This window comes from Novosphingobium sp. ST904, from assembly GCF_001298105.1.
Lineage (GTDB): Bacteria > Pseudomonadota > Alphaproteobacteria > Sphingomonadales > Sphingomonadaceae > Novosphingobium.
On record NZ_LGJH01000165.1, the window covers coordinates 13310 to 34575 of the forward strand.

General features: G+C 66.8%; 19 protein-coding genes and 2 pseudogenes. 9 read left to right on the plus strand and 12 right to left on the minus strand.

Annotated features, from left to right (window positions below):
• The 3 genes from ADT71_RS26525 to ADT71_RS26535 form a co-directional block, all read right to left on the minus strand.
• Positions 1-426, minus strand: coding sequence for a heme-binding protein (locus tag ADT71_RS26525; RefSeq protein ID WP_054441767.1), 426 nt, complete (start codon positions 424-426; stop codon positions 1-3).
• 93 nt (positions 427-519) lie between these two features.
• Positions 520-1959, minus strand: coding sequence for an allantoinase AllB (gene allB, locus ADT71_RS26530; RefSeq protein WP_231636213.1), 1440 nt, complete (start codon positions 1957-1959; stop codon positions 520-522).
• 26 nt (positions 1960-1985) lie between these two features.
• Positions 1986-2762, minus strand: coding sequence for an SDR family NAD(P)-dependent oxidoreductase (locus ADT71_RS26535; RefSeq protein ID WP_231636214.1), 777 nt, complete (start codon positions 2760-2762; stop codon positions 1986-1988).
• Positions 2763-2975: 213 nt separating this feature from the next.
• Between ADT71_RS26535 and ADT71_RS26540 the strand changes: the two genes are divergently transcribed.
• Positions 2976-3959: a LysR family transcriptional regulator gene (locus tag ADT71_RS26540; protein ID WP_054441770.1), complete on the plus strand. Its 984-nt coding sequence runs from the start codon at positions 2976-2978 to the stop codon at positions 3957-3959.
• Between the two features lie 51 nt (positions 3960-4010).
• Here the strand turns inward: ADT71_RS26540 and ADT71_RS26545 are convergent, their stop codons facing one another.
• The 3 genes from ADT71_RS26545 to ADT71_RS26555 are packed head-to-tail and all read right to left on the minus strand — an operon-like array spanning position 4011 to position 8771.
• Entirely contained in the window at positions 4011-5681 is a 1671-nt protein-coding gene (locus ADT71_RS26545) for a hydantoinase B/oxoprolinase family protein (protein ID WP_054441771.1), read from the minus strand.
• Complete coding sequence (locus tag ADT71_RS26550) at positions 5678-7756, minus strand: hydantoinase/oxoprolinase family protein (RefSeq protein ID WP_054441772.1); 2079 nt, start codon at positions 7754-7756, stop codon at positions 5678-5680. Before ADT71_RS26550 ends, ADT71_RS26545 begins: the two co-directional genes overlap by 4 nt.
• A gap of 7 nt (positions 7757-7763) precedes the next feature.
• Entirely contained in the window at positions 7764-8771 is a 1008-nt protein-coding gene (locus ADT71_RS26555) for an isopenicillin N synthase family oxygenase (protein ID WP_054441774.1), read from the minus strand.
• A gap of 252 nt (positions 8772-9023) precedes the next feature.
• Between ADT71_RS26555 and ADT71_RS26560 the strand changes: the two are divergent.
• From ADT71_RS26560 to ADT71_RS26580, 5 genes and pseudogenes are all read left to right on the plus strand, one after another.
• A pseudogene (locus tag ADT71_RS26560) lies at positions 9024-9775 on the plus strand (SDR family NAD(P)-dependent oxidoreductase).
• Positions 9776-9789: 14 nt separating this feature from the next.
• A complete protein-coding gene (locus ADT71_RS34535; protein WP_231636215.1) occupies positions 9790-9993 on the plus strand; it encodes a hypothetical protein in 204 nt (67 codons plus the stop codon).
• On the plus strand, positions 9990-10985 hold the full coding sequence (gene metC, locus ADT71_RS26570) for a cystathionine beta-lyase (protein ID WP_231636216.1): 996 nt from the start codon (positions 9990-9992) through the stop codon (positions 10983-10985). The genes ADT71_RS34535 and metC overlap by 4 nt, the downstream gene beginning before the upstream one ends.
• Positions 10986-11004: 19 nt before the next feature.
• Positions 11005-11421, plus strand: a complete 417-nt coding sequence (locus ADT71_RS26575; protein ID WP_054441779.1) for a DUF3830 family protein — start codon at positions 11005-11007, stop codon at positions 11419-11421.
• 4 nt (positions 11422-11425) lie between these two features.
• A pseudogene (locus ADT71_RS26580) lies at positions 11426-12757 on the plus strand (aldehyde dehydrogenase); the annotation flags it as partial.
• 184 nt (positions 12758-12941) lie between these two features.
• Here the strand turns inward: ADT71_RS26580 and ADT71_RS26585 are convergent.
• Positions 12942-13529 carry a TIGR00730 family Rossman fold protein gene (locus tag ADT71_RS26585; RefSeq protein WP_054441781.1) on the minus strand — a complete coding sequence of 196 codons (588 nt, stop codon included), beginning with the start codon at positions 13527-13529 and terminating at the stop codon, positions 12942-12944.
• Between the two features lie 261 nt (positions 13530-13790).
• Between ADT71_RS26585 and ADT71_RS26590 the strand changes: the two genes are divergently transcribed.
• Both ADT71_RS26590 and ADT71_RS26595 read left to right on the plus strand, forming a co-directional pair.
• Positions 13791-15113: an aromatic ring-hydroxylating dioxygenase subunit alpha gene (locus ADT71_RS26590; protein WP_054441784.1), complete on the plus strand. Its 1323-nt coding sequence runs from the start codon at positions 13791-13793 to the stop codon at positions 15111-15113.
• Between the two features lie 12 nt (positions 15114-15125).
• Complete coding sequence (locus ADT71_RS26595) at positions 15126-16565, plus strand: glutamine synthetase family protein (RefSeq protein ID WP_054441786.1); 1440 nt, start codon at positions 15126-15128, stop codon at positions 16563-16565.
• Between the two features lie 58 nt (positions 16566-16623).
• Here ADT71_RS26595 and ADT71_RS26600 read toward each other — a convergent pair whose 3' ends face one another.
• The 3 genes from ADT71_RS26600 to ADT71_RS26610 are packed head-to-tail and all read right to left on the minus strand — an operon-like array spanning position 16624 to position 19093.
• Positions 16624-17418, minus strand: coding sequence for an SDR family NAD(P)-dependent oxidoreductase (locus ADT71_RS26600; RefSeq protein ID WP_054441788.1), 795 nt, complete (start codon positions 17416-17418; stop codon positions 16624-16626).
• Entirely contained in the window at positions 17321-18274 is a 954-nt protein-coding gene (locus ADT71_RS26605; protein ID WP_197283130.1) for a phytanoyl-CoA dioxygenase family protein, read from the minus strand. Before ADT71_RS26605 ends, ADT71_RS26600 begins: the two co-directional genes overlap by 98 nt.
• Before the next feature lie 3 nt (positions 18275-18277).
• Entirely contained in the window at positions 18278-19093 is an 816-nt protein-coding gene (locus tag ADT71_RS26610; RefSeq protein WP_054441791.1) for a D-glutamate cyclase family protein, read from the minus strand.
• Positions 19094-19231: 138 nt separating this feature from the next.
• On the opposite strand from ADT71_RS26610, the gene ADT71_RS26615 reads away from it, so the two are divergent.
• Entirely contained in the window at positions 19232-19957 is a 726-nt protein-coding gene (locus ADT71_RS26615; RefSeq protein ID WP_165913207.1) for an SDR family NAD(P)-dependent oxidoreductase, read from the plus strand.
• Here ADT71_RS26615 and ADT71_RS26620 read toward each other — a convergent pair.
• Together ADT71_RS26620 and ADT71_RS31735 are read right to left on the minus strand one after the other, a co-directional pair.
• On the minus strand, positions 19906-20799 hold the full coding sequence (locus ADT71_RS26620) for an MFS transporter (protein ID WP_054441793.1): 894 nt from the start codon (positions 20797-20799) through the stop codon (positions 19906-19908). The two genes, ADT71_RS26615 and ADT71_RS26620, sit on opposite strands and share 52 nt — an antisense overlap.
• Entirely contained in the window at positions 20793-21176 is a 384-nt protein-coding gene (locus tag ADT71_RS31735; RefSeq protein ID WP_156336839.1) for a hypothetical protein, read from the minus strand. The genes ADT71_RS26620 and ADT71_RS31735 overlap by 7 nt, the downstream gene beginning before the upstream one ends.
• Positions 21177-21266 lie beyond the last annotated feature (90 nt).

Below are 21266 nucleotides of genomic sequence, written 5' to 3' on the forward strand. Positions count from 1 at the left end.
TTATTCCTTCGTTGCAAGCCCGGCGGCGGCGATCCCCGCCAGGGCGCAGGCTTCGTCGTTGTCCGAAAGGTCGCCGGTCACGCCGACGGCTCCGATCACGGTATCGTCCGGGCCGATGACGAGCAGACCGCCGGCGGCAGGAACGATGCCCTGCGGCGCGATGGCGCCGAGCGAGGCCACGAATGCCGGACGGTCGGCAGCCATGGCCGCAACGGCGCGCGAGGACAGGCCGAGCGCCAGCGCCGTCGCCGCCTTGGCCGTGGCGATCTGCGGGCGCAGGGTCGAGGAGCCGTCCTCGCGTCCAAAGCTGACGAGATGGCCACCGGCATCCAGCACGGCGACCGTCAAGGGCTTGAGCCCCATTTCACGGCCCTTTTCGAGCGCGGCGGAAACGATGGCACGGGCCTGGTCGAGCTTGATGGACATGGACACTCTTCTGCTCGGGACATGGGAAAGAACGGACGGCGCCGTTTGCTGGGCGCCGTCCGAGTGAGGGACCGGTCTGGCGGTGCGTCCGGCTCAGTAACGCTTGCCGCGCTTTTCGAGGATCGCGCGGGTGGTGGTGTGCGTGTTCGTGGGCCTGGGCGTCGGCATCTGCTGGATGCGCCGCACGTTGAGGCCGTGGCCCATCGCTTCGGTCACCAGTTCGCCGTCGCGCATCACGAAGCGTCCGCGCACCAGCGTGTGGATCGGCGCGCCGCGGGTTTCGTAGTCCTGGAACGGGGTGGAAGATCCCTTGGACTTGAGCAGCGCGGAATCGACCTTCACCACCTTGTCGAGATCGACGACGACGATATCGGCGTCCGAACCCGGCAGCAGCGCGCCCTTTCGGGGATAGAGGCCGAACGCCTTGGCGGGCGCCAGCGAGGTCATGCGCACATACTGGTTCAGCGTCATGCGGCCATTGGCGATCTGGGTGAGCATGAGCGGCATCTGCGTCTGCACCCCGGTGAAGCCGCAGTCGGCGCGCCAGATGTCGTCGTTGTGCTTTTCCGCGTGGCTGTGCGGGGCATGGTCGGTGGCGATCATGTCGATCGTGCCGTCGGCAACGCCCTGCCAGAGCTGCTCCTGATGAACTTTCTCGCGCACGGGCGGATTGACGCGGATCAGGGACTTCTTCTCGGTATAGGCGTGTTCGTCCAGCAGCAGGTAGTGCGGGCATGTCTCCGCCGTGATGTCCACGCCGCGGGCCTTGGCCTCGCGCAGGGGGCGCAGTTCGTCGCCCGAGGAGACGTGGAGGACGTGGATGCGTGCGCCGGTCCATTCGGCCAGGATCGCCGCGCGCGACACCGCCTCCACTGCGACTACCGGCGGCCGCGCGTCGAGATGGGCGAGCGGGTCGCAGCAGTCGTTCTCGCGCAGCTTCTTCGAGCGGCGCGCCATGATGGAGGCATTCTCGGCATGGAGCGCGACGCGGTAGCCGTGCTTGGCGACGATCTCGAAACCTTCGAGGATCGCGCCGCTGGGCGGAGAGGGCAGGTTGCCGAAGGTATTGCCCATGAAGCACTTGAACCCGGCCACGCCGCCTTCGATCAGCGCTTCGAGCTGGTCGAGGTTGTCCTCGCCCAGGAGCCCGTAGATGCCGAAATCGACATAGGCCTTCTTCGCCGATTCCAGCTTCATGTTGAGCGCTTCGACATTACCCGTGGGCGGGTTGGTGTTGGGCATCTCGAACACCGTGGTGACGCCGCCCATGGCCGCGCTGGCGGTTCCGGTTTCCCAGGTTTCCTTGTGGGTATAGCCCGGATCGCGGAAATGGACGTGGGCGTCGATGGCGCCGGGGAGGATGTACTTGCCGGTGGCGTCCACCACTTCGGCGGCGTCCGGCATCGCCTCGGGCGCGCCGATCGCCAGGATCGCGCCGTCCTTGATGGCGATCGAGGCTGCGAACATGGCGCTGTCAGTGACGAGGGTTGCGCCGTTGATGACGATATCGGCGGTCATGGGCTCAGCAGTCATGGGGCGTTCCGTATGCAATTCAGGGTTCAGAGCGAGGCCCAGCCACCGTCGACCGGCAGGTCGACGCCGGTGATCTGGCGCGAGACGTCGGAGGCGAGGAACAGGCAGGCCGAAGCCACGTCCTCGGCCGTGCTGATCCGGCGCAGGGCATATTCGGCCGCATGCTCGGCGATCACTTCGTCTTCGGTCAGTCCGCGGGCTTCGGCCATGCCGGGCATGACCTTGGTGCGGAAGCGCGGCCCGTCCACCATGCCGGGGGCGACGATGTTGACGTTGACGTTGTAGGGCCCCGCTTCGATCGCGGTGGACTTGGTGATGCCGCGCAGGCCCCATTTCGAGGCGGAATAGGCCATGCGCCCGGCGCGGCCGTGCATGCCGAAGGTGCCGCCGACATTGACGATCTTGCCATAGCGCCGGGCGACCATGCCGGGCAGCACCGCGCGCATCATCAGGAAGCAGCCGCCCATGTTGAGCTGGATGATCTCGTCGAAGCCTTCGGGTGTGGTTTCCCATGCCGTTGCGCCGACCGGGCCGGTGCCGCCGGCAACGTTGACGAGGACATCGACCGGTCCGAAATGGGATTCCGCCGCGGTGACGGCGGCAGCGCAGGCTGCGGGATCGGTAACGTCGCACTTGACGACAAGGGCGGACGAGATTTCGTCGATCGCCATCTTCAGTACATCGAGCGCTTCGGTGTCGCGGCCCAGCAGAACAAGTTTGGCGCCTTCTTTGGCGAACGATGTAGAAATGGCCGGACCCATGCCTTTACCCGCGCCGGTAATGACAACAATTCTATCCTTCAATTGCAGGTCCATTGGAACACCCCGAAGACGTGATTTAAATAATACCCCGATGATAACAATAATGTTGACCGGCGGGCGATATTGTGAGTTTTACGAGGAGGCGCTTCTTCCCAAGCCGCTGCCTCGTGACGTTCGTTGCATAAGGGATGTGCCGTTGCCCAAGTGGTGTTAAACCACGGGCAGGGTGTAGCCGAAAATCGAACGGAGTCGCAGATGGCGCTACGCAACCAGAGGATCTGGCAATATATCGATGAAGTCGCGCGGGTCGGGTCCGTGCGCCAGGCGGCCGAACGGCTGAACGTCACCCCCTCGGCTCTGCTGCGACGAATTCAGGACGTCGAGCACGATCTGAACTCGACCATTTTCGAGCGGCACACCTCGGGTGTCAGGCTGACGGCCGCCGGCGAGGTGCTGATCGGCTGGATCAGGATGCAGACATCGGAACTGCGCCGGGTCTACTCCCAGATCGAGGAGCTCGAAGGGCTGCAGCGCGGCGAAGTCCGGATTGCCTGCAGTCAGGCGGTGGCGCGCAGCTTCGTGCTTCGCCACGTCGCCGATTTTCGCGAGAAGCATCCCAACGTCAAGTTCAAGGTCAGCGTTACCGACCACAGCACCGCCGTGCGGGCGCTGATGGAATACGAGATGGACCTGGTGTTGATCTTCCGCCCCCTGCGCTCCTCGGAGCTGCATCCGATCATGTCCATCGGGCAGGGGCTGGTCGCGGTGATGGCGGCGGACCATCCGCTTGCCAAGAACGAAGTGCTGCGGCTCAGGGAATGCGCGCATTACGACGTGGCCATGCCGGACATGGCCTTCGGCGGGCGCGAAATCGTGGAGAGCCGCCTGCTTTCAAGCTCTGCCAAGCTCAATGTCGCGGTGGAGGCAAACAGCTTCGATTTCCTGGCGGAGCTGGTTGCCGGCAGTGATCTGATTACCTTCCAGATCGACATCGGCGCCGATGTGTGGCGCCACGATCCGCGCTTTGCGGTGCGGCGGATCAGCGATATCGACCGGACTTACGGGCCGCTGGTGCTGGGGCAACTCAAGGGGCGCCCGCTGCCGCTGGTCGCGGCCAAGTTCGCCGAGCAGATCGCGCGCGACCTCAACGATTGCCGTTCGCTGCCGACCATCCCCGGCAGCGAGAACTGGTACGCCGACGAGGACGAGGAAATCGACGAGATCGCTGTCGAGAAATGAACCGGAACAGGTGAACCTGGGGCGGGGGATTTTACCCCCGCCCCCAGGTTTCTAGCCGGTGAAGCCGTAGTCCCGGCTAGCGCCCTCGGGCGTTATCATTCCTTCCTCGATATCGCGGCGGACCTTGGCGGGATCGCGTGTCGCGGGTGCGCCGAGCCCGGCGCCGCCCGGGATTTCCAGCACGAGCCGCTCGCCCGCCGGAATCGCCTGAAGCCCCTTGGCGCGCATGGTCTTGCCGCCCGAAGTCGTGACTTTGCCCGCCGCTCCGTCATGCCCGCCGTCGCGCCCTGGCGGGCGGTCGACCCGTTCGAACATGGCGAGCACTTCGAAGCCGCTGCCGTCGCGCATGCCCACTTCCACCGTCTGGCCCAGACCGCCGCGGCGTTCGCCGGGGCCGCCGCTGTCGGCGCGCAGTTCCTTGCGCCAGATGACGATGGGGGCCGAACTCTCGGTCACTTCCACCGGCATGGCGCGCACCCCGCTGGGGAAGGCGGTGCCGGACAGGCCGTCCTGCTCGGGCCGCGCGCCGGAACCGCCGGAGTTGAAGAAGATCGCATCGAAGCTCTCGCCCTGCCGCGCATTGCCCTGGGCGGGCAGGTTGCCGCGAAGCTGAACCGACCACAGGCACGAGCTGCCCTCTGCCGGAACGCGGTCGGGGATTGCCTGAGAGAGGCACCCGAACACGAGGTCCGGCAGCATCTGCCCGATGACGTGGCGCGCCGCGACCGGCCATGGCCGCTGGACGTTGAGGATCGAACCTTCCGGCGCGGTGACGACGAAAGGATCGAGCGCGCCGAAGTTGTTGGGCACGTCTGGCGAGATCACGCAGCGCAGGCCGAACACGGTGTAGGCGCGGCAGTAGTTGAGCACGACGTTGATGCCGCGCGGCAGGCAGGGATCGGTGCCTTCGTAGTCCATCGACAGGGTATCCCCGGCGATGGTCAGCGTGCCCACCAGCGTCACCGGCTTGTCGTAACCGTCGATCACCAGGGTGCTGGTCCACTGGCCGTCAGGCAGCCTGGCGATCTCGGCGCGGGTTGCCGCCAGCGAGCGCTCGATGATGTAGTCCGCCACTTGCGCAAGGTCGGCCATGGCGAATTCGCCCAGCATGGCGCTGAGCCGCCGCGATGCCGCCTCGTTGCTGGTGATGTAGGACAGGACATCGCCCTTGACCTGCATCGGCATGCGCACGTTCTGGCACAGGATATCGATGAGATCCTGGTTGATCCGGCCCGCGTCCGCCAGCTTCAGCAGGGGGATCTGGAGCCCTTCCTCGTAGATCGAGCGGCCGTCCGGCCCTTGCCCGAGCCCGCCGATGTCGACCTGGTGGCAGCACACGCCGAACAGGCCGACGACCCGCCCGTCATGGAACGCGGGCGAAACCACGGTGACGTCGTGCAGGTGCCCCGCCGTGAGCCATGGGTCGTTGGTGATGAAATGGTCGCCCGGCTTCATCGTGGCGACCGGGAACTTGGCCAGGAAGTGGCGCACGCCCTCTGCCATCGAATTGACGTGGCCGGGTGTGCCGGTAACCGCCTCGGCTACGAGACGGCCTTCGAGGTCGAACAACGCGGCGGAAAGGTCGCCCGCGTCGCGCACCGTGGTGGAGAAAGCGGTGCGCATCAGCGTCTGCGCCTGTTCCTCGACGATCGAGATCAGGCGCGTCCAGATCACCTGCATGCGCAGTTCGGTAAGGGCGGTGCCGGAGGAAGTCTGGCTCATCGGGAAAGTCCTTGGTCGCGGCGGGTCAGTACGAGATAGCCGCGTTCATCCATGCGCCCGTCGAAGCGGGGGGAGACGACGGTGGTGGTCTCGCGCTCTGCGACGAGGGCGGGGCCGGAGAACCGGTCTCCGGGCCGCATCTCCTCGCGGGCATAGAGTGCGAAGTCGAGCGCTTCGCCGGTGGCCGGGTCGATCACCTTGCGGCTTCCGACGGGCGCGGCATCGCGCGGCGTCGCTTCGGCCGCCGCCGCCTCCGAGGCGAAACCGCCCGCGCCGACAGTGACGCGCCATGTCAGCATCTCGATCGGCAGGTCGAGCACCATGCCGCCGTACTGCGCACGGTATGCCTGTTCGAACGCCTCCCTGAGCACGGCGATATCGCCGGGGCCAAGCGTGCGGGCGGGGAACTCGAAGGGGATTTCGTAACCCTGTCCCTGATAACGGGCGAGGCAGACGCGCTTTTCCGTCTGCTTCGCACCGGGCGCCCCGGCGCTCACAAGGTTTCGCGCCTCGCCTGCCATCTCATCAAGCAGAGCGTTCAGCCTGTCGATGTCCACCGCGTCCAGCCGCATGGTGAGGCTGCGCGCGACTTCGTAGGAGACCGGCGCGCGCAGGAAGCCCACTGCCGAACCGACCCCTGCGCCGGAGGGAATGATGACGGTGCCGATGCCCAGCTTTTCGGCGAAGCTGACCGCGTGCAGCGGGGCCGCGCCGCCGAAGGCGATGAGGCTGCGTTCGTCCAGGGTCATGCCCTGTTCCACCGCGTGGACGCGGGCCGCGCTTGCCATGGTCTCGTCGACGATCTCGCTGACGCCGACGGCGAGGGTTTCGGCGCGGCCGTCCCAGAGGCCGAGCCCGGCCAGCGCTGCCTGCGCGTTTTCGGGCCTGAGGGTGACCTTGCCGCCCGCGAAGCGCGAAGGGTCGATGCGGCCCAGGGTAATGTCGGCATCGGTCACGGTGGGCCGCTCTCCGCCCCGTCCATAAGCGGCGGGGCCGGGCTCGGAGCCGGCGCTGTGCGGGCCGACGGCGAGGCGTCCGGCACTGTCGACCGAGGCGATCGAACCACCGCCCGCGCCGATCTCCACCATCTCGACGACGGGGATGCGCAGCGGCAGGCCGCTGCCCTTGCGGAAGCGGTGGACGCGGCCGACCTCGAAGACCTGCGAGGTCTGCGGGGCGCCGTCGTTGATGAGGCATATCTTGGCCGTGGTGCCGCCGACATCGAGGGCGAGCACGCGGTCCGCGCCGCATTCCGCCGCGACCGAGGCCGCGAAGATGGCGCCGCCCGCCGGGCCGCTTTCGACCAGCCTCACCGGGAAGCGCGCGGCGGTATCGACCGTGGTGAGCCCGCCCGAGGACAGCATGAGGTAGAGCGGGCAGGTGAAGCCCATTTCGGTGAGACGGCCTTCGAGGCGGCGCAGATAGGCGTCTACGAGGGGCTGGACATAGGCATTGGCCGTCGTCGTCGAGAACCGCTCGTATTCGCGCATTTCCGGCGAGACCTCGCAGGAGAGCGAGATCGAGACGCCGGGCATTTCCTCGCGCAGGATTTCGGCCGCGCGCTTCTCGTGCGCATCGTTGACGTAACTGTGGAGGAAGGCGACCGCGACGCTTTCAACGCCCTGATCGCGAAATGCGGCGGCGGCGGTGCGCACGGCGTCCTCGTCCAGCGGGACGAGCACTTCGCCCAGCGCATCGAGCCGCTCCGGCACGCCGAGGCGCAGGCGGCGCGGCACCAGCGGGGCGGGTTTTTCCATGCCGATGTCGTACTGGTCGAACCGGCTTTCCGTGCCGAGCGCCAGCGCGTCGCGGAACCCCTCTGTGGTAAGCATGGCCACGGTCACGCCGCGCCGCTCGATCAGGGCATTGGTGGCCAGCGTGGTGCCATGGACGACCAGCGAGACGTCGGCCGGTTCGATTCCCGCTTCGGCAAGCAGCAGCGTCACCCCGTCGAGCAGTGCCCGTTCGGGGGCATCGTAAGTGGTGAGCAGTTTGGTGGAATGGCGCCGCTCGCCGATTTCGAGCACGACGTCGGTGAAGGTGCCGCCGATGTCGGCGCCGATCTTTGCGGTCATATGGGGCTCAGTTGTAGGCTTCATGAGGATTCTTGGAGAGCTGGCTGTAAAAACGGGCGAGGTGGTCGGCGACGCGGACGGGCGCATAGCGCGGGCCTTCGCCCAGCAGTTCGGGCAGGGGGGCCACGGTCACCGTGCGGTCCGGATTGGCGAAATAGGGGACCGAGAAACGCTCCACGTCGGTGCGGTTGCGCACGCGGTGGTAGTTCGAGATGAAGCGGCCGTTGGACCACCACATCATCATGTCGCCGACATTGATGGTGAAGGCGCCCGGGATCGGCGGTGCCTGTATCCATGCCCCGTCGCGGCGCTTGACCTCCAGCCCGCCGATCGCGCCCTGGGCCAGGATCGTGAACGGACCCTCGTCGGTGTGGGAGATCATGTTGGACACGTCGGTGTCCGCGCTGTCCGGGAGCACGGGGTAATAGTTCAGGCTGAGCTGCGAGGGCGGCTGGCTGAACCAGTCGTCGAACCGGCTTTCCTCCAGCCCGAGGCCAAGCGCGAAGGCGCGCAGCAGTTCGCGGCCAAGGCCCAGCATGGCGCTGAGATAGTCCTCTCCGGCCTCGCGGAATGCGGCCATGCCTTCGGGCCAGCGGTTTGCCTGGTCGAAGATACGGGCATGTTCCATGTCGCCCGGATCGGCGGGCCATTCGTGCTGGAGGCGGTATTGCTCGAACATCCGGGTATTGCGCGAAAGCGGCTGGCGTTCCGGCATCGGGATATAGCCGCGATACCATTCGGGCGTGGCATGGGCGCGGGCACGTTCGGCGGCGGGGCGGGCGAAGAAGTCGGCGGCGCCGGCGAAGATCGCGTCGATCACCGCCTGCGGCACACCGTGCCCGGTGAGGTAGAAGAATCCGATCTCCTCGCAGGCCCGCGCGATCTCGCTTGCCACCGTGCGGCGGGCTTCCGGATCGCCGCTCAGGAACGGCGCGAAGTCGATCACGGGAATTTCTTCGAGCGAGACGGCGGCTGCTGCCGCAATGTCGTCCTCGCTTCTTTCGCTACGGCTCATTATCGAGACTCCTTGATGGCGCGGGCCCCGGAAAGCTGCGGAAAATCAGCCGGGAGCGGCAGGCCATGATCCATTCGCCGTGAACTGTTTAGGACAACACCCATGGCCCCGGCGGTGCTTTTTCGGTGCGGACCCGTCGCCTAATGGTCACCTTCCCGACCCGTGATCTTGCGCTACCAAGTCATCAGGGAAGCCCAATCAAGGACGATAAATGCGGATGACGCGCCGATGAGCCTCGAAGGCAAGGTTGCCATGGTGACGGGAGGGACGCGCGGTCTCGGCCTGGGCCTCGCACGGGCGCTTGGCCGCGCGGGCGCCGGCGTGGCGATCGTGGGCCGGGATGCGGCAACCGGAGAGCGGGCGGCGGCATCCCTCGTTGCCGAAGGGTTGAACGTCATCGCCTGCGCTGCGGACGTATCCGACGATGCCTCGATGTGCGAGGCTGCCGCCCGGACCGAACGGACACTGGGCGCGCCCGGCATACTGGTCTGCGCGGCCGGTGTCGGGGCGCCCCGCCGCCCGGTCTGGGAAGCGAGCCCGCAGGACTATCGCGGATGCTTCGACATCAACGTGCTGGGTGTGGTCAATGCCATGGCTGCCGTGATGCCCGGCATGACGGCGCGGGGCGAAGGGCGTGTCGTGGCCGTCGGCGGGACTTACGGGCACAAGGGCGTGGCCGGGTTCTCGCTCTATTCCGCGTCGAAATGGGCGCTGCGCGGGCTGGTGAAGTCTGCCGCGCTCGATGCGCACCGCACGGGGTGAGGGTCAACATGATCTCGCCCGGCGGGGTCGAGGGTGAGCGTATCCACCGCCTGTTCCGCGAAACCGCCCAGCGCAACGGCGAGCCCGAGGATGCGCCCCTGAAACGCTTCCTTTCCGGAACGGCGCTCGGCCGCCTCGTTACCGAGGACGATATCGCCGCAGCCCTGTTCCACCTCGTCGGACCGGCGGGGCGCATGATTACCGGGCAGGACATCGTCGTCGATTCCGGCACCGTCATCTAAGGAGACCTCACGAAGTGACCGATATCACCGGGTTCAAGCGCGATACCCAGGCACTCCACGCAGGCCGCGATCCGAAGAACAATTTCGGCGTCGTCAATCCGCCGGTCTACCACTGTTCGACAGTCCTGTTCGATTCCGTGGAGGCCCTGCTCGAAACGCGGCGCGACCGGGCCTCGGGCGCTTCGAAGGCTTCACTTACGGACGCGAGGGCACGGTGACGACGCGTGCCTTCGAGGATGCGATCACCCTCCTGGAAGGCGGCTACCGCGCGATCACGACGAGCTGCGGCCTTGGCGCGATCTGCGCCTCGCTCACCGCGTTCCTTTCGGCGGGCGACCACTTGCTGATCGTCGACAGCCTCTACGGCCCAGCCCGCGATTTCTGCGAGAGCTTCCTGCGCAAGTTCGGCGTGGACGTGACCTATTACCGGCCGGACGTGGGCGCCGGGATCGCCGAGCTGTTGCAGCCGAACACCCGTGTCGTCTACATGGAGAGCCCCGGTTCGCTGACCTTCGAGATGACGGACGTTCCCGCGATCGCGAAGGAATGCCGGGCGCGGGGCATCTGGACGATCTTCGACAATACCTGGGGCTCGCCGATCAATTTCCGGCCGCTGGAGCACGGCTTGGACGTTTCGATCAATGCCGCGACGAAGTACATCTCAGGCCACTCCGACCTCATGCTCGGCATTGCCGTCACCACGGAGGATGCCTTCATCCCGGTCAAGAAAACCGCGTCGGCATCGGGATACTGCGCCGGGCCGGACGATATCTACATGGCCATGCGGGGCCTGCGGACCCTGCCGCTGCGCATGAAGCAGCATCATGCCTCGGGGCTGGCCATCGCCGAATGGTTGCAAGGCCGCCCCGAAGTCCACCGCGTCATGCATCCCGCGCTGCCGGGCGATCCCGGCCATGCGATCTGGCAGCGCGATTACGACGGCGCCTCCGGCCTGTTCGGCTTCGTGCTGGAAGCCTGCACGGACAAGCAGTTCGCTGCGTTCATGGACCACATGGACCTGTTCAAGCTGGGCTATTCCTGGGGCGGTTATGAAAGCCTCGTGGTGCCGACTTACCCGAACACCCTGCGTTCGGCGACGGAGTGGTCCGCCCCCGGCCCGGCCGTGCGCATCCATGTCGGCCTCGAAGCGGTGGAAGACCTGATCGCCGATCTCGAACGCGGCCTTGCACGCCTTGTCGCTGCCGCCTGACCCTACGGACACACGATAAATGACCCTGATCGACATTACCGCCGGCCCTTTCCGGTTCGTTGCCCGGCTGGAGGAGGAACTCGCTCCTGTCACCGCCGCCCGTTTCAAGGCGATGCTGCCTTACGACGAAAAGCTGATCCATGTCCGCTGGAGCGGCGAGGGCGTGTGGATTCCGCTGGGCGATGCGCACTACGACCTGCCCTGGGAAAATCCCACGCGCTATCCCGCGCCCGGCCAGTTCATCTTCTATCCCGGTGGCTACAGCGAGTGCGAGATCCTGCTTGCCTATGGCGGCGTGGCTTTCGCCAGCAAGCTCGGGCCGCTGGCGGGCATTCACTTCCTGACCATCGTGGAAGGGCTTGAGCATCTGCCCGAACTGGGCCGAACGGTGCTCTGGGAAGGCGCGCAGGGCGTCAGCTTCCGGTTGAGGGATTGAAGGCATGGCAGTTCGCGACGAGAAACTGCTGATCGGCGGAGCATGGCTTCCGGCGCAATCCGGTGAAACCTTCGAAACCCGCAATCCGGCGACCGGCGAAGTGCTGGCCCGGATCGCGCGGGGCACGGCGGGTGATGTGGACCGTGCGGTCGATGCCGCGCGGCGCGCCTTCGAGGAAGGGCCGTGGCCGCGCTTCTCGCCGGCCGATCGGCAGAAGCTGATCCTGCGCCTGGCCGACTTGCTGGAGCGCGATGCCGAGCAGTTCGCCCGGCTGGATACGCAGGAGATGGGCTCGCCGATCCGCCACACCCGCGGCTCGGTGGCGATGCTGGTAGACCTGCTGCGCTATTTCGCCGGAATTGCGCGGTCTGTCGAAGGCACCACGAACCGGCCGTCCGATCCCGGAACTTTCGCCTGCACGGTGAAGGAACCGGTTGGCGTTTGCGGGGCGATCATCCCTTGGAACGGACCGCTTTGGGCCAGTGTTCTCAAGCTCGGGCCGGTGCTCGCAAGCGGTTGCACGCTGGTGCTCAAGCCTGCCGAGGACGCCAGCCTCGCGCCGCTGCGCCTTGCGGAACTGGCGCTGGAAGCGGGCGTGCCGGCGGGCGTGTTCAACGTCGTCACCGGTTTCGGTGCCGAGGCCGGGGCGGCGCTCGCCGCGCATTCCGGGGTGGACAAGATCGCCTTCACCGGCTCGGAGGCGACAGGCCGCCGAATCGTCCAGGCTTCGGCGGGCAACCTCAAGCGGCTCTCGCTGGAACTGGGGGGCAAGTCTCCCAATATCGTGTTCGCCGATGCCGACCTCGAAGCGGCGGCGAAGACCGCGGTGATCGCGGCCTTCGCCAATTCCGGGCAGGTTTGCAGCGCCGGAACGCGTCTTTTCGTGGAGCGCGCGGTTCACCGCGAATTCGCCGCCGAAGTCGCGCGGATCGCGGGCACGCTGAAGATCGGCGATGGTCTCGATCCCGAAACCGACCTCGGCCCGCTGGTTTCGGCGCGTCAGCTTGAGCGCGTCTGCGGCCATATGGACGATGCGCTGGCGGCGGGCGCGGCCCCGCTCTCGGGCGGGAGCAGGCTATCGGGCGCAGCCTACGAAAAGGGCTTCTTCTTCCCGCCGACCGTTCTCGTCGAGGCCCGCGACGGCATGCGCGCGGTGCGGGAGGAAATCTTCGGCCCGATCCTGGCGACGCTTCCTTTCGATAGCGAGGATGAAGTGATCGCCCGCGCCAATGCCACGGAATTCGGGCTCGGCGCCGGGGTCTGGACGAGCCATCTCGGCCGCGCGCACCGCATGGCCCGTGCGCTCAAGGCGGGCTCGGTCTGGGTGAACTGCTACAACCGGATCGACCCTGCGGTGCCGTCGGGCGGGATCAAGGCGAGCGGGCACGCCGCGAATACGGCCGCCAGCACGTCGAGGAGCATTTCCAGACCAAGTCGATCTGGATCGACACGACTGTCTGAACAAGGAAGGTTTTCGGCGGGGCAGGCGATCCTGTCCCGCCGAAGTCAGATCGCCGAAGTCAGAGCCACTTCGGCACGACCGGCTTCTCGAATGCGGCCAGCGCATCGATCAGTGCTTCGGGATCGGCTTCGAGGACGATGCCCTTGCGATGTTCGGGCGGCAGGAACTTCTCTTCGATCATCTTGTCGATGAAGGCCATGAACGGTTCGTGGAAGCCGCCGACATTGTAGAGGCCCACCGGCTTGTCGATCTCGCCGAGCTGATTGAGGGTCCAGGCTTCCATGAATTCCTCAAGCGTGCCGATGCCGCCGGGCAGGGCGATGCAGGCGTCGGCGATCGACAGCATCCGTTCCTTGCGCACCCGCATGGATTCGACCACTTCATGCAGCGAGAGGCCGGGGTGGAGGTGGCCCTTGTCGAACAGGCGCTGGTTGATGACGCCGTGGACGTGCCCGCCCTCTGCCAGGGCCGCATCGGCAAGAATGCCCATCAGCCCCTTGTGCGTGCCGCCATAGACGATCCCGATCCCCTTGCGGGCCAGTGCGCCGCCAAGCGCGGCGGCGGCATGTTCGTACCTGTCGCCCAGGCCGGTGTTGGAGCCGCAGAAGACGGCGACATGGCGGATTTCTCGCGGGGACTGGCTCATTCGGGGGGCGACTCTCGAAGCGATTAAGGGGTTCAAGGTCTATGTTCTAAAAACTGGCGCGGCAACGAGGTGTGCGGTGCGGTTTCGGCAACGAGCCGGGGTGGTCTCGGCAACACGCGGCGCCCGCGCGTTGGGGCATGACGCGGGAAGTGGCCGAAGGCTGCCGCAGCGAACGGTCCGCGAAAAGGGCCGAAGGGCGCGTAACGCCCGCGCGGCATGCCGGACAGGGCCTCGGTTCGATGATTGACGGATTAGACGCCCATGACACCTGAACAGAACGATCTCGTCACCCTCAGCGGCCGCGACCGCCCGCTTGGCGCGCTGCTGCGGCGCTACTGGCAGCCGATCGCGCTGCTGGAGGAACTGGAGGGACCGCGCCCGGCCAAGGCGGTGAAAGTGCTGGGGCAGGACATGGTGCTGTTCCGCGACCAGGAGGGGCGGCTGGGCCTGCTCGATCGCGATTGTCCCCATCGCGGCGCCGACCTTGCCTTCGGGCGGCTCGAGGACGGCGGGCTGCGCTGCCTGTTCCACGGCTGGCTGTTCGATGTGGACGGCAACTGCATCCAGACGCCGGGCGAACCGGCAGGCTCGAAGCTCTGCACGCGCGTGAGGCAGCGTGCCTATCCGGTGATCGAGCAGGCGGGCATGATCTTCGGCTTCCTGGGTGAAGGCGAGCCCCCGGCCTTTCCGGGGCTGGACTGCTTCGCGGCGCCCGGCAGCCATGTCTTCGCCTTCAAGGGCTATCTCGACTGCAACTGGCTTCAGGCGCTCGAGGTGGGGATCGATCCGGCGCACGCCAGCTTCCTTCACCGTTTCTTCGAGGACGAGGAAGCGGATGCCTATGGCAAGCAGTTCCGCGCCCGTTCGGCCGACAGCGACATGACCATGATCCAGGTCCTGCGCGAGTTCGAGAACCCGGACATCACGATTTCACCTACAGACATCGGCTTCCGGCTCACCGCGCTGCGCCCGCTGCCTGAAGGGCAGACCCATGTGCGCATCACCAACCTGTTCTTCCCGCAGGCCTTCGTCATTCCGCTGTCGGAGACGATGACGATCACGCAGTGGCACGTGCCGATCGATGACACGAGCTGCTACTGGTACGCCGCCTTCACCAGCTTCACCGATGCGGTGGACAAGGAGGAGATGCGCCGCCAGCGGCTGACGCTTTACGAACTGCCGGACTACAAGCCGCGCCTCAGCCGCGCGAATGATTACGGTTATGACGTGGTGGAGCAGAAGAGCCGGACCTACACGGGCATGGGCGAGGATATCAACGTTCACGACCAGTGGGCCGTGGAGTCCATGGGCCGTATCCAGGATCGCACGCGGGAGCATCTCGGCACGACCGACAAGGGCATCGTCGCGTATCGCACCATGCTGCTCAGGCAGCTCCGCAAGATGGAGAACGGCGAGCGTCCGCTGCTGGACCTGACGGCGGAGGAAGCGCTGGCGGTGGCGGATCCGGGCACGGTTGACGGGGTGGCGCCTGCCGGAGCCGATCTCGAGGCGTATTGGCGCGCTGTCGATGCCCGCCGCCGCGGTGCCGCGCCCTGGGCTGCGCCCGCGAACGCCGCCGAATAAGCGGGGCGCGCCATGACCGGATTTGTCGAGGCCCATGGCCTCTGGAACGAGGACCAGCGCCGCCTCGCCGCCGAAGTGCTGCGCCGGGTGGAGGCGGACGACGTATCCACCGTGCGGCTTGTCTTTGCCGACATGCACGGCATCGCGCGCGGAAAGACCCTGCTGGCAGGCTCGCTGGAGGGCGCTTTCGAGGATGGCTGCGCGATCACCTCCACGCTGCTGCTCAAGGACACAGCGCACCGTACCGTAGCGCCGGTCTTCTCGGCCGGGGCGGGGATCGGCAATGCCGATCTCCAGGGCGGCGGCGATGTCGTCATGGTGCCCGATCCGGGGACGTTCCGCCTCCTGCCCTGGGCGCCCGGTACCGGCTGGATGCTTTGCGATCTCTACCACAATGACGGCCGTCCGGTGGTTTCATCCACCAGAAGGCTGGCGCGGGACGCCTCCGCGCGGCTGGCCGGGCGCGGGTTCGAATTCGTCAGCGGGCTGGAGGTGGAATTCTATCTCACCCGTCTGGAAGATGCGGCGCTGAGCCCCGAGGATGCCGGCCAGCCTGCGCGTCCGCCGCGTGTCTCGCTGCTTCACCAGGGTTACAATTACCTGACCGAGCAGCGCTACGACCAGATCGAGCCGATCGTCGATGTTCTGAGGCAGAACTGCCTGGCGCTGGGTCTGCCGCTGCATTCGATGGAAGTGGAATTCGGCCCAAGCCAGTGCGAATTCGTGTTCAAGGTCGGCTCCGGCATCGGCCCGGCCGACGACATGGTGCTGTTCCGTGGCATGGCCAAGCAGGTCGCCCGGCGGCATGGCTATCACGTCAGCTTCATGTGCCGCCCGCAGCTTCCCGAAGCCATGGCGAGCGGGTGGCATCTCCACCAGTCGCTGCGTGACCTGAAGACCGGAGCAAACGCCTTCGCGCCGCAAGACGGTGCGCCGGGGCTCTCCGCGGTCGGGCGGCATTTCCTGGCCGGATTGCTGGCGGGTGCGGCGGCGGCTACGCCGTTTTCGACCCCCACGATCAATGGCTACAAGCGCTACCGCCCGAACTCGCTGGCGCCAGACCGCCTTGCCTGGGCCGAGGACAATCGCGGGGCGCTGCTGCGGGTGCTCGCCAGGGGGCCTGCGAAGCTGCGCCGTATCGAGAACCGCGTGGGTGAGCCCGCAGCCAACCCCTATCTCTATCTCGCCTCCCAGATGGCGACCGGACTGGCGGGTATCGAGGCGGGACTGGAGCCGCCTGAATCGGTGGATTCCCCTTACGCTGCCGAGGCGGAGCGGCTTCCGCGCAGCCTTGAGGCGGCGCTGGACCTGCTGGATGACAGCACATTGCTGCGCGGTGCCTTCGGCAGCGATTTCGTGGATCATTTCCTGATGATCAAGCGCGCGGAAGTCATGCGCTACAACCAGACGGTGACCGACTGGGAGCACCGCGAATACTTCGACCTGTTCTGAATCGGAAAAAGGCGCGCCGTCCCAAATCGAACCGGGACGGCGCGGCCTTTGCACGGCGTTATAGCGTGGCGCCGCCGTCCACGACCAGTTCCTGCCCGGTGACGTTCCGTCCGCCTTCGCCGACGAGATAGAGCACCATGGCAACGATGTCCTCCATCTCGCTGGGGCGGTTGAGGGGAATGCCCATGTCCGCGACATAGGCCCTGAGCGCCTCCTCCTCGCTCAGCCCGCGTTGCTGCGCCAGCGCCCGCCAGTTCGCCTTCATGCGCGGCACGGCGATGGGGCCGGGGGCGATGTAGTTCACGGTCACGCCGTCAGGCCCCGCTTCGAGGGCGGCACTGCGGGTCAGTCCGCGCAGGCCCCATTTCGAGGCGGAATAGCTCGATCGTCCGGCGCGGCCGCGCATGCCGTGGTTGCCGCCGATGTTGACGATCCGGCCCGATCCGGCCCGGCGCATGACCGGCAGCAGCCGCGACAGCACGATGAACGGCGCGCGCAGGTTGGTGGCAACCGTGCTGTCGAATTCCTCAAGGCTGAATTCGCCGATCGGCGGCGATAGCGGCCCGGTATAGCCTGCCGCGTTCACCACGACGTCCACCGTCCCGCCCGACCAGTCGAGGAAGGTGTCCAGCGCCGCATTCAGGGCTTCGCCGTCGCGCACGTCGGCGGTGAGCACGAGTGCCTCGCCGCCGTCCGCGCGGATGATTTCGGCGGCGGCTTCCATTTCGGCGGTCCGCCGCGCGACGAGCGCAACGTCATAGCCCGCCGTGCCGAGCGAGAGTGCGATCTCGCGCCCCGTGCCCGCGCTGGCGCCGGTGACGAAAGCGACGGGGCGTTTGCCGGAGGCTCCCATCACTTGGCGTCCGCGAAGAACTTGCGCCTGGATTCGGCCTGGATCTTGTAGATCGAACTGCCGCGCGCGAGGGGAAGGGGAGTTTGACGTAATTGTCCTCGAACCGGACTTCGGTGGTGGAAGGCCCGCTGACGATGCGGGATTCGTATTCTTCCCAATCGACCTTGTAGAACAGCGGGAATGCATCGCTGGCGGCATATTCGTAGAACAGGATGCGGCGCGGATCGCCCGAGCGGTTCACGCTCGATCCGTGCAGCGTCATCGGGTGGTGGAAGCTGACGGTGCCCGGAGGGCCTTCGAGCAGCGCGGCCCTGGACATGTCGAACTCCGCCGTGTCGACCGCGCCGCAGAAGAAGCCTTCCTCGTCGTGGTGATCCAGAAGCGGGCCCTTGTGGCTGCCGGGGATGACCTGCATCGCGCCATTGGCCGCGCTGGCGCCGTCGAGCATGATCGAGGCGACGCAAGTGGACATGTTGGTGTGCGGCGCGAAGGCCCAGTCCTGATGCCATTCCAGCGCGGCGCCGCCATTGGCCGACTTCATGTTGATCTTGGTATGGCTGAGCCGGACCAGCTTGCCGATGATCGCGGTGAGGATTTCCAGCACTTGCGGATTGCCTGCCTGCGCGGCGTAATAGGGGTCGATGCGGTTGGGCTTCTTGATGCGCTGGATCGTGCGTTGTCCATCGGCATCGGTATCGAAATCGAACCAGGCATCGTCGCCTTCCGCCTCTGCGGCGCGGGCGGCGACTTCATCGGTCAGCGCGCGGAGCCTGTCCAGCACGGGCCCCTGCAACAGGCCGGGGACGACCACGTAGCCGTGCTCGTGATAGAAGGAAATGATCTCGTCGAGGTTCATGGCTCAGTCCTTGGGGAGAGGCAGGTCGGTGACGACCATGTGCGCCTTGTAGTGCGTGATGCAGAGCGGCAGGCGCGCGGCGCGCACCGCGTTCTGCCCGGTGGCGCCGCAGGCCCAGAATACCGGGACTTCGCCCGTATTCAGCCGGGTCAGGCCGTGCCCGCCGTAACTTTGGCCCAGATCGCCGATGCCGAGATCCCCGGGCAGGGCGAGCGATACCGGCGCGCCGTGGAACTGGGGGTAGCGGGCGGAAAGGATCGTTGCGCGCACGGCGTCTTCCGGGGAGAGCGCACGCATGGAGACGATCAGCCTGCCGCCGAACGGGCCGACCGGCACCGTTTCGCGCGCGGTCTCGTACATGGCGGAGACATTGCCTTCGTCCAGATGCCGCAGGCGCACGCCGTGGCTCTGCAGGATCGCCTCGAACGAGAACGAGCACCCCAGAACGAAGGACACAAGATCGTCTGCCCAGGCATGGCGGGCATCGCGCGGCGTCTCGGCCAGTTCGCCGTTCCGGAACACCATGTAACCGCCGGTGTCGCGCGCCAGGTCCATGTCGGCGGCGAGTTCGGGAATCTCGCGCGAGCCCGGCGCGCTGCGGCCCAGGATGGGCAGCGCCTGAGGGTTCGAACGGCAGTAGAGTTCGAAGGCGTCGGCATGGGCTTCGGGCACGGCAACGAGGTTGCCTTGCACATGGCCGCGCGCGACATGGTTGGTGAAGCCGGTGAAGCGCCCTTCGCGGATGGCGCGGCGCACGGCGGCCGGATCGTCGGTGTCGAAGTCAGGCCGGGCGATGTCGATCAGGGATGCCTGGGTCATGCCAGCATAGATAGCCAACCCGGGTGTTGCCGAGAGTTGCTTTTTCATGCCTGAGCCGTTGCCGATCCGGCCATGGGCGGAATGAAAGCGCTCGTGCTTCGCTGCGCTTTTGCGGCAATGGAAAGGGCGAAAGCAATCATGGCAGGCATATTGGTAATCGGCGGGGCGAACGGACTGGGCGGAGAAATCGCGGCGGCCTTCGCAGAGGGAGGAGACCGCGTGTTGCTGGTGGACGAGTGTCCGGTTCCGGCGGGGATCGCGCCGGGCGTGGATTTCCTGAGGCTCGACCTTGCCGCCGCCGATACCGGCGCGCGGGCTGCGGCGGAGGCTGCGGGGCTTTTCGCGGGGATAGACGGCGTCGTTATCGCGGCGGCGGCCATGGAAAGCGCTCCGATCGCGCAGTGGACCGTCGCCATGTGGGACCAGGCCGCCGCCATCAACTTGCGGCTGCCGTTCCTGGTGACGCAGGCGGCCCAGCCCTGGCTTGCGCAGTCCGGCAACGGCAGCGTGACGATCGTTTCATCGACCGCGACGATGCGCGGGCAACCCTTCACTCATGCCTATCAGGCGACCAAGGCCGGTGTGGCGGGACTGGTGCGCGGCCTTGCCGCCGAACTGGGGCCGGAGGGTATCAGGGTGAACGCGGTGCTGGCCGGGTGGCTCGATACGCCGCTCACACGGGCCTATTGGGACGGCGTGGAGGATGCAGCGGCGCAGCGCGCGCAAGTGGACGGACGCATTCCGCTGCGCCGCCACGGGACGGCAGGCGAGGCTGCCGCGCTCGTGCGGTTCCTGGCATCCGGCGCGGCGAGTTACCTGACCGGGGCGATGCTTCCGGTGGACGGAGGCGATACCGCGGTGTGATCCGCCGCATGCGGCTGCGCCGCTTTTGCACCTGTTCTCGCACCCACCGTTGGAAGCGCGGCGAGGCAGGCGATCAGCCCGATCACGGCGATGGCGACGTAAGCGGTCCAGTGTGTGAGCGAGAAGTAGATCGTCGGCGTCAGGAACGAGGCGATCGAGACGAACTGGTTGACCAGTCCCGCCACGCTGCCGCCGCCGATATCCTTGGTGGAAAGTGCGGGCATCGTCGCCATGCACACGCCGGTCGCGGCGCCGTAAGTGAAGAGCCAGGCCATGAGCCCGGCTATCGCCAGAACCAGCGGGCTGGTCGGCAAAAACAGCGCGGTCTGCGCCAGGATGCCGATGACCACCACGATGGCGAGCAGGCGCCGGGGCGGGAAATCGCGGGTGAGCAGCGCGCCGGTAACGGTTCCGCCCAGCAGGACGGCCGCGATCTTGGCGACGGCGACGATGCTTGCCGATGCGGCAAGCGAGACCCCGTGGACCTTGGCGATGTAGGTCGCCGCGGCAAGGCTGGTGCCGTAGGAGATCATCGCGGGCATCGCCATGGCAAGGCCGAGCATCAGGATTGCGGGATGGCGCAGCCCGGCGAACAGGCTCGCCAGCTTTTCCCGCGCGCTGGCGCCCCTTGCGCGGATCAGCGCGACATGGGGCAGTGCGAACGATCCGGCGGCGCAAAGCGCCATAAAGGCGCCGTGGAGCAGTATCGCCCAGCGCCACGCCTCGCCGGCGGTGAATGGCGCCGCGATCAGCAGGCCGAGCGAGAAGCCGGTCGGCGCGTAAGTGGACCAGAGCGTCATCGCCCTGGTTCGTGCCGTGCCTTCCAGTGCGCCGATCAGCATGGCGCGCCGCCGTTGAGAATGCCCAGATAACCGATCCCCGCCAGCAGCACGCCGAAGTTGAGCAGCCAGATGTCGTGGGCCAGCCATACTATCGCATCGGCCAGCACGAATACGGGCGAAGTCAGAAGCAGGACGAGGCGAGGGCCGAGGCGGTCCACCACGCCGCCGCCGATGGTGGCGACGATCGCTGCCGGAAGCGAGAAGAGTGCTATCGTCAGGCCGATAGCCGAGGCCGGGGCGTGCAGCGATGCCGTGATCCGCAGCGCCAGCGGCGAGAGGATGCCGACGAGAGCCATGCTGCCCAGCCCGATGGCGTAGACGAGGGCTACGGTCGTCCAGTTCCCTCGCGGTCCGGTGCTTGCCATCGACACTGCCATTGCGACCATCTCCTTGTCCGCCTCGGAGGATAGGCCGGGGGCATGATCGGACAAGGCGGGTTCGGAATCTGCACCGAGGCGTATACTTTT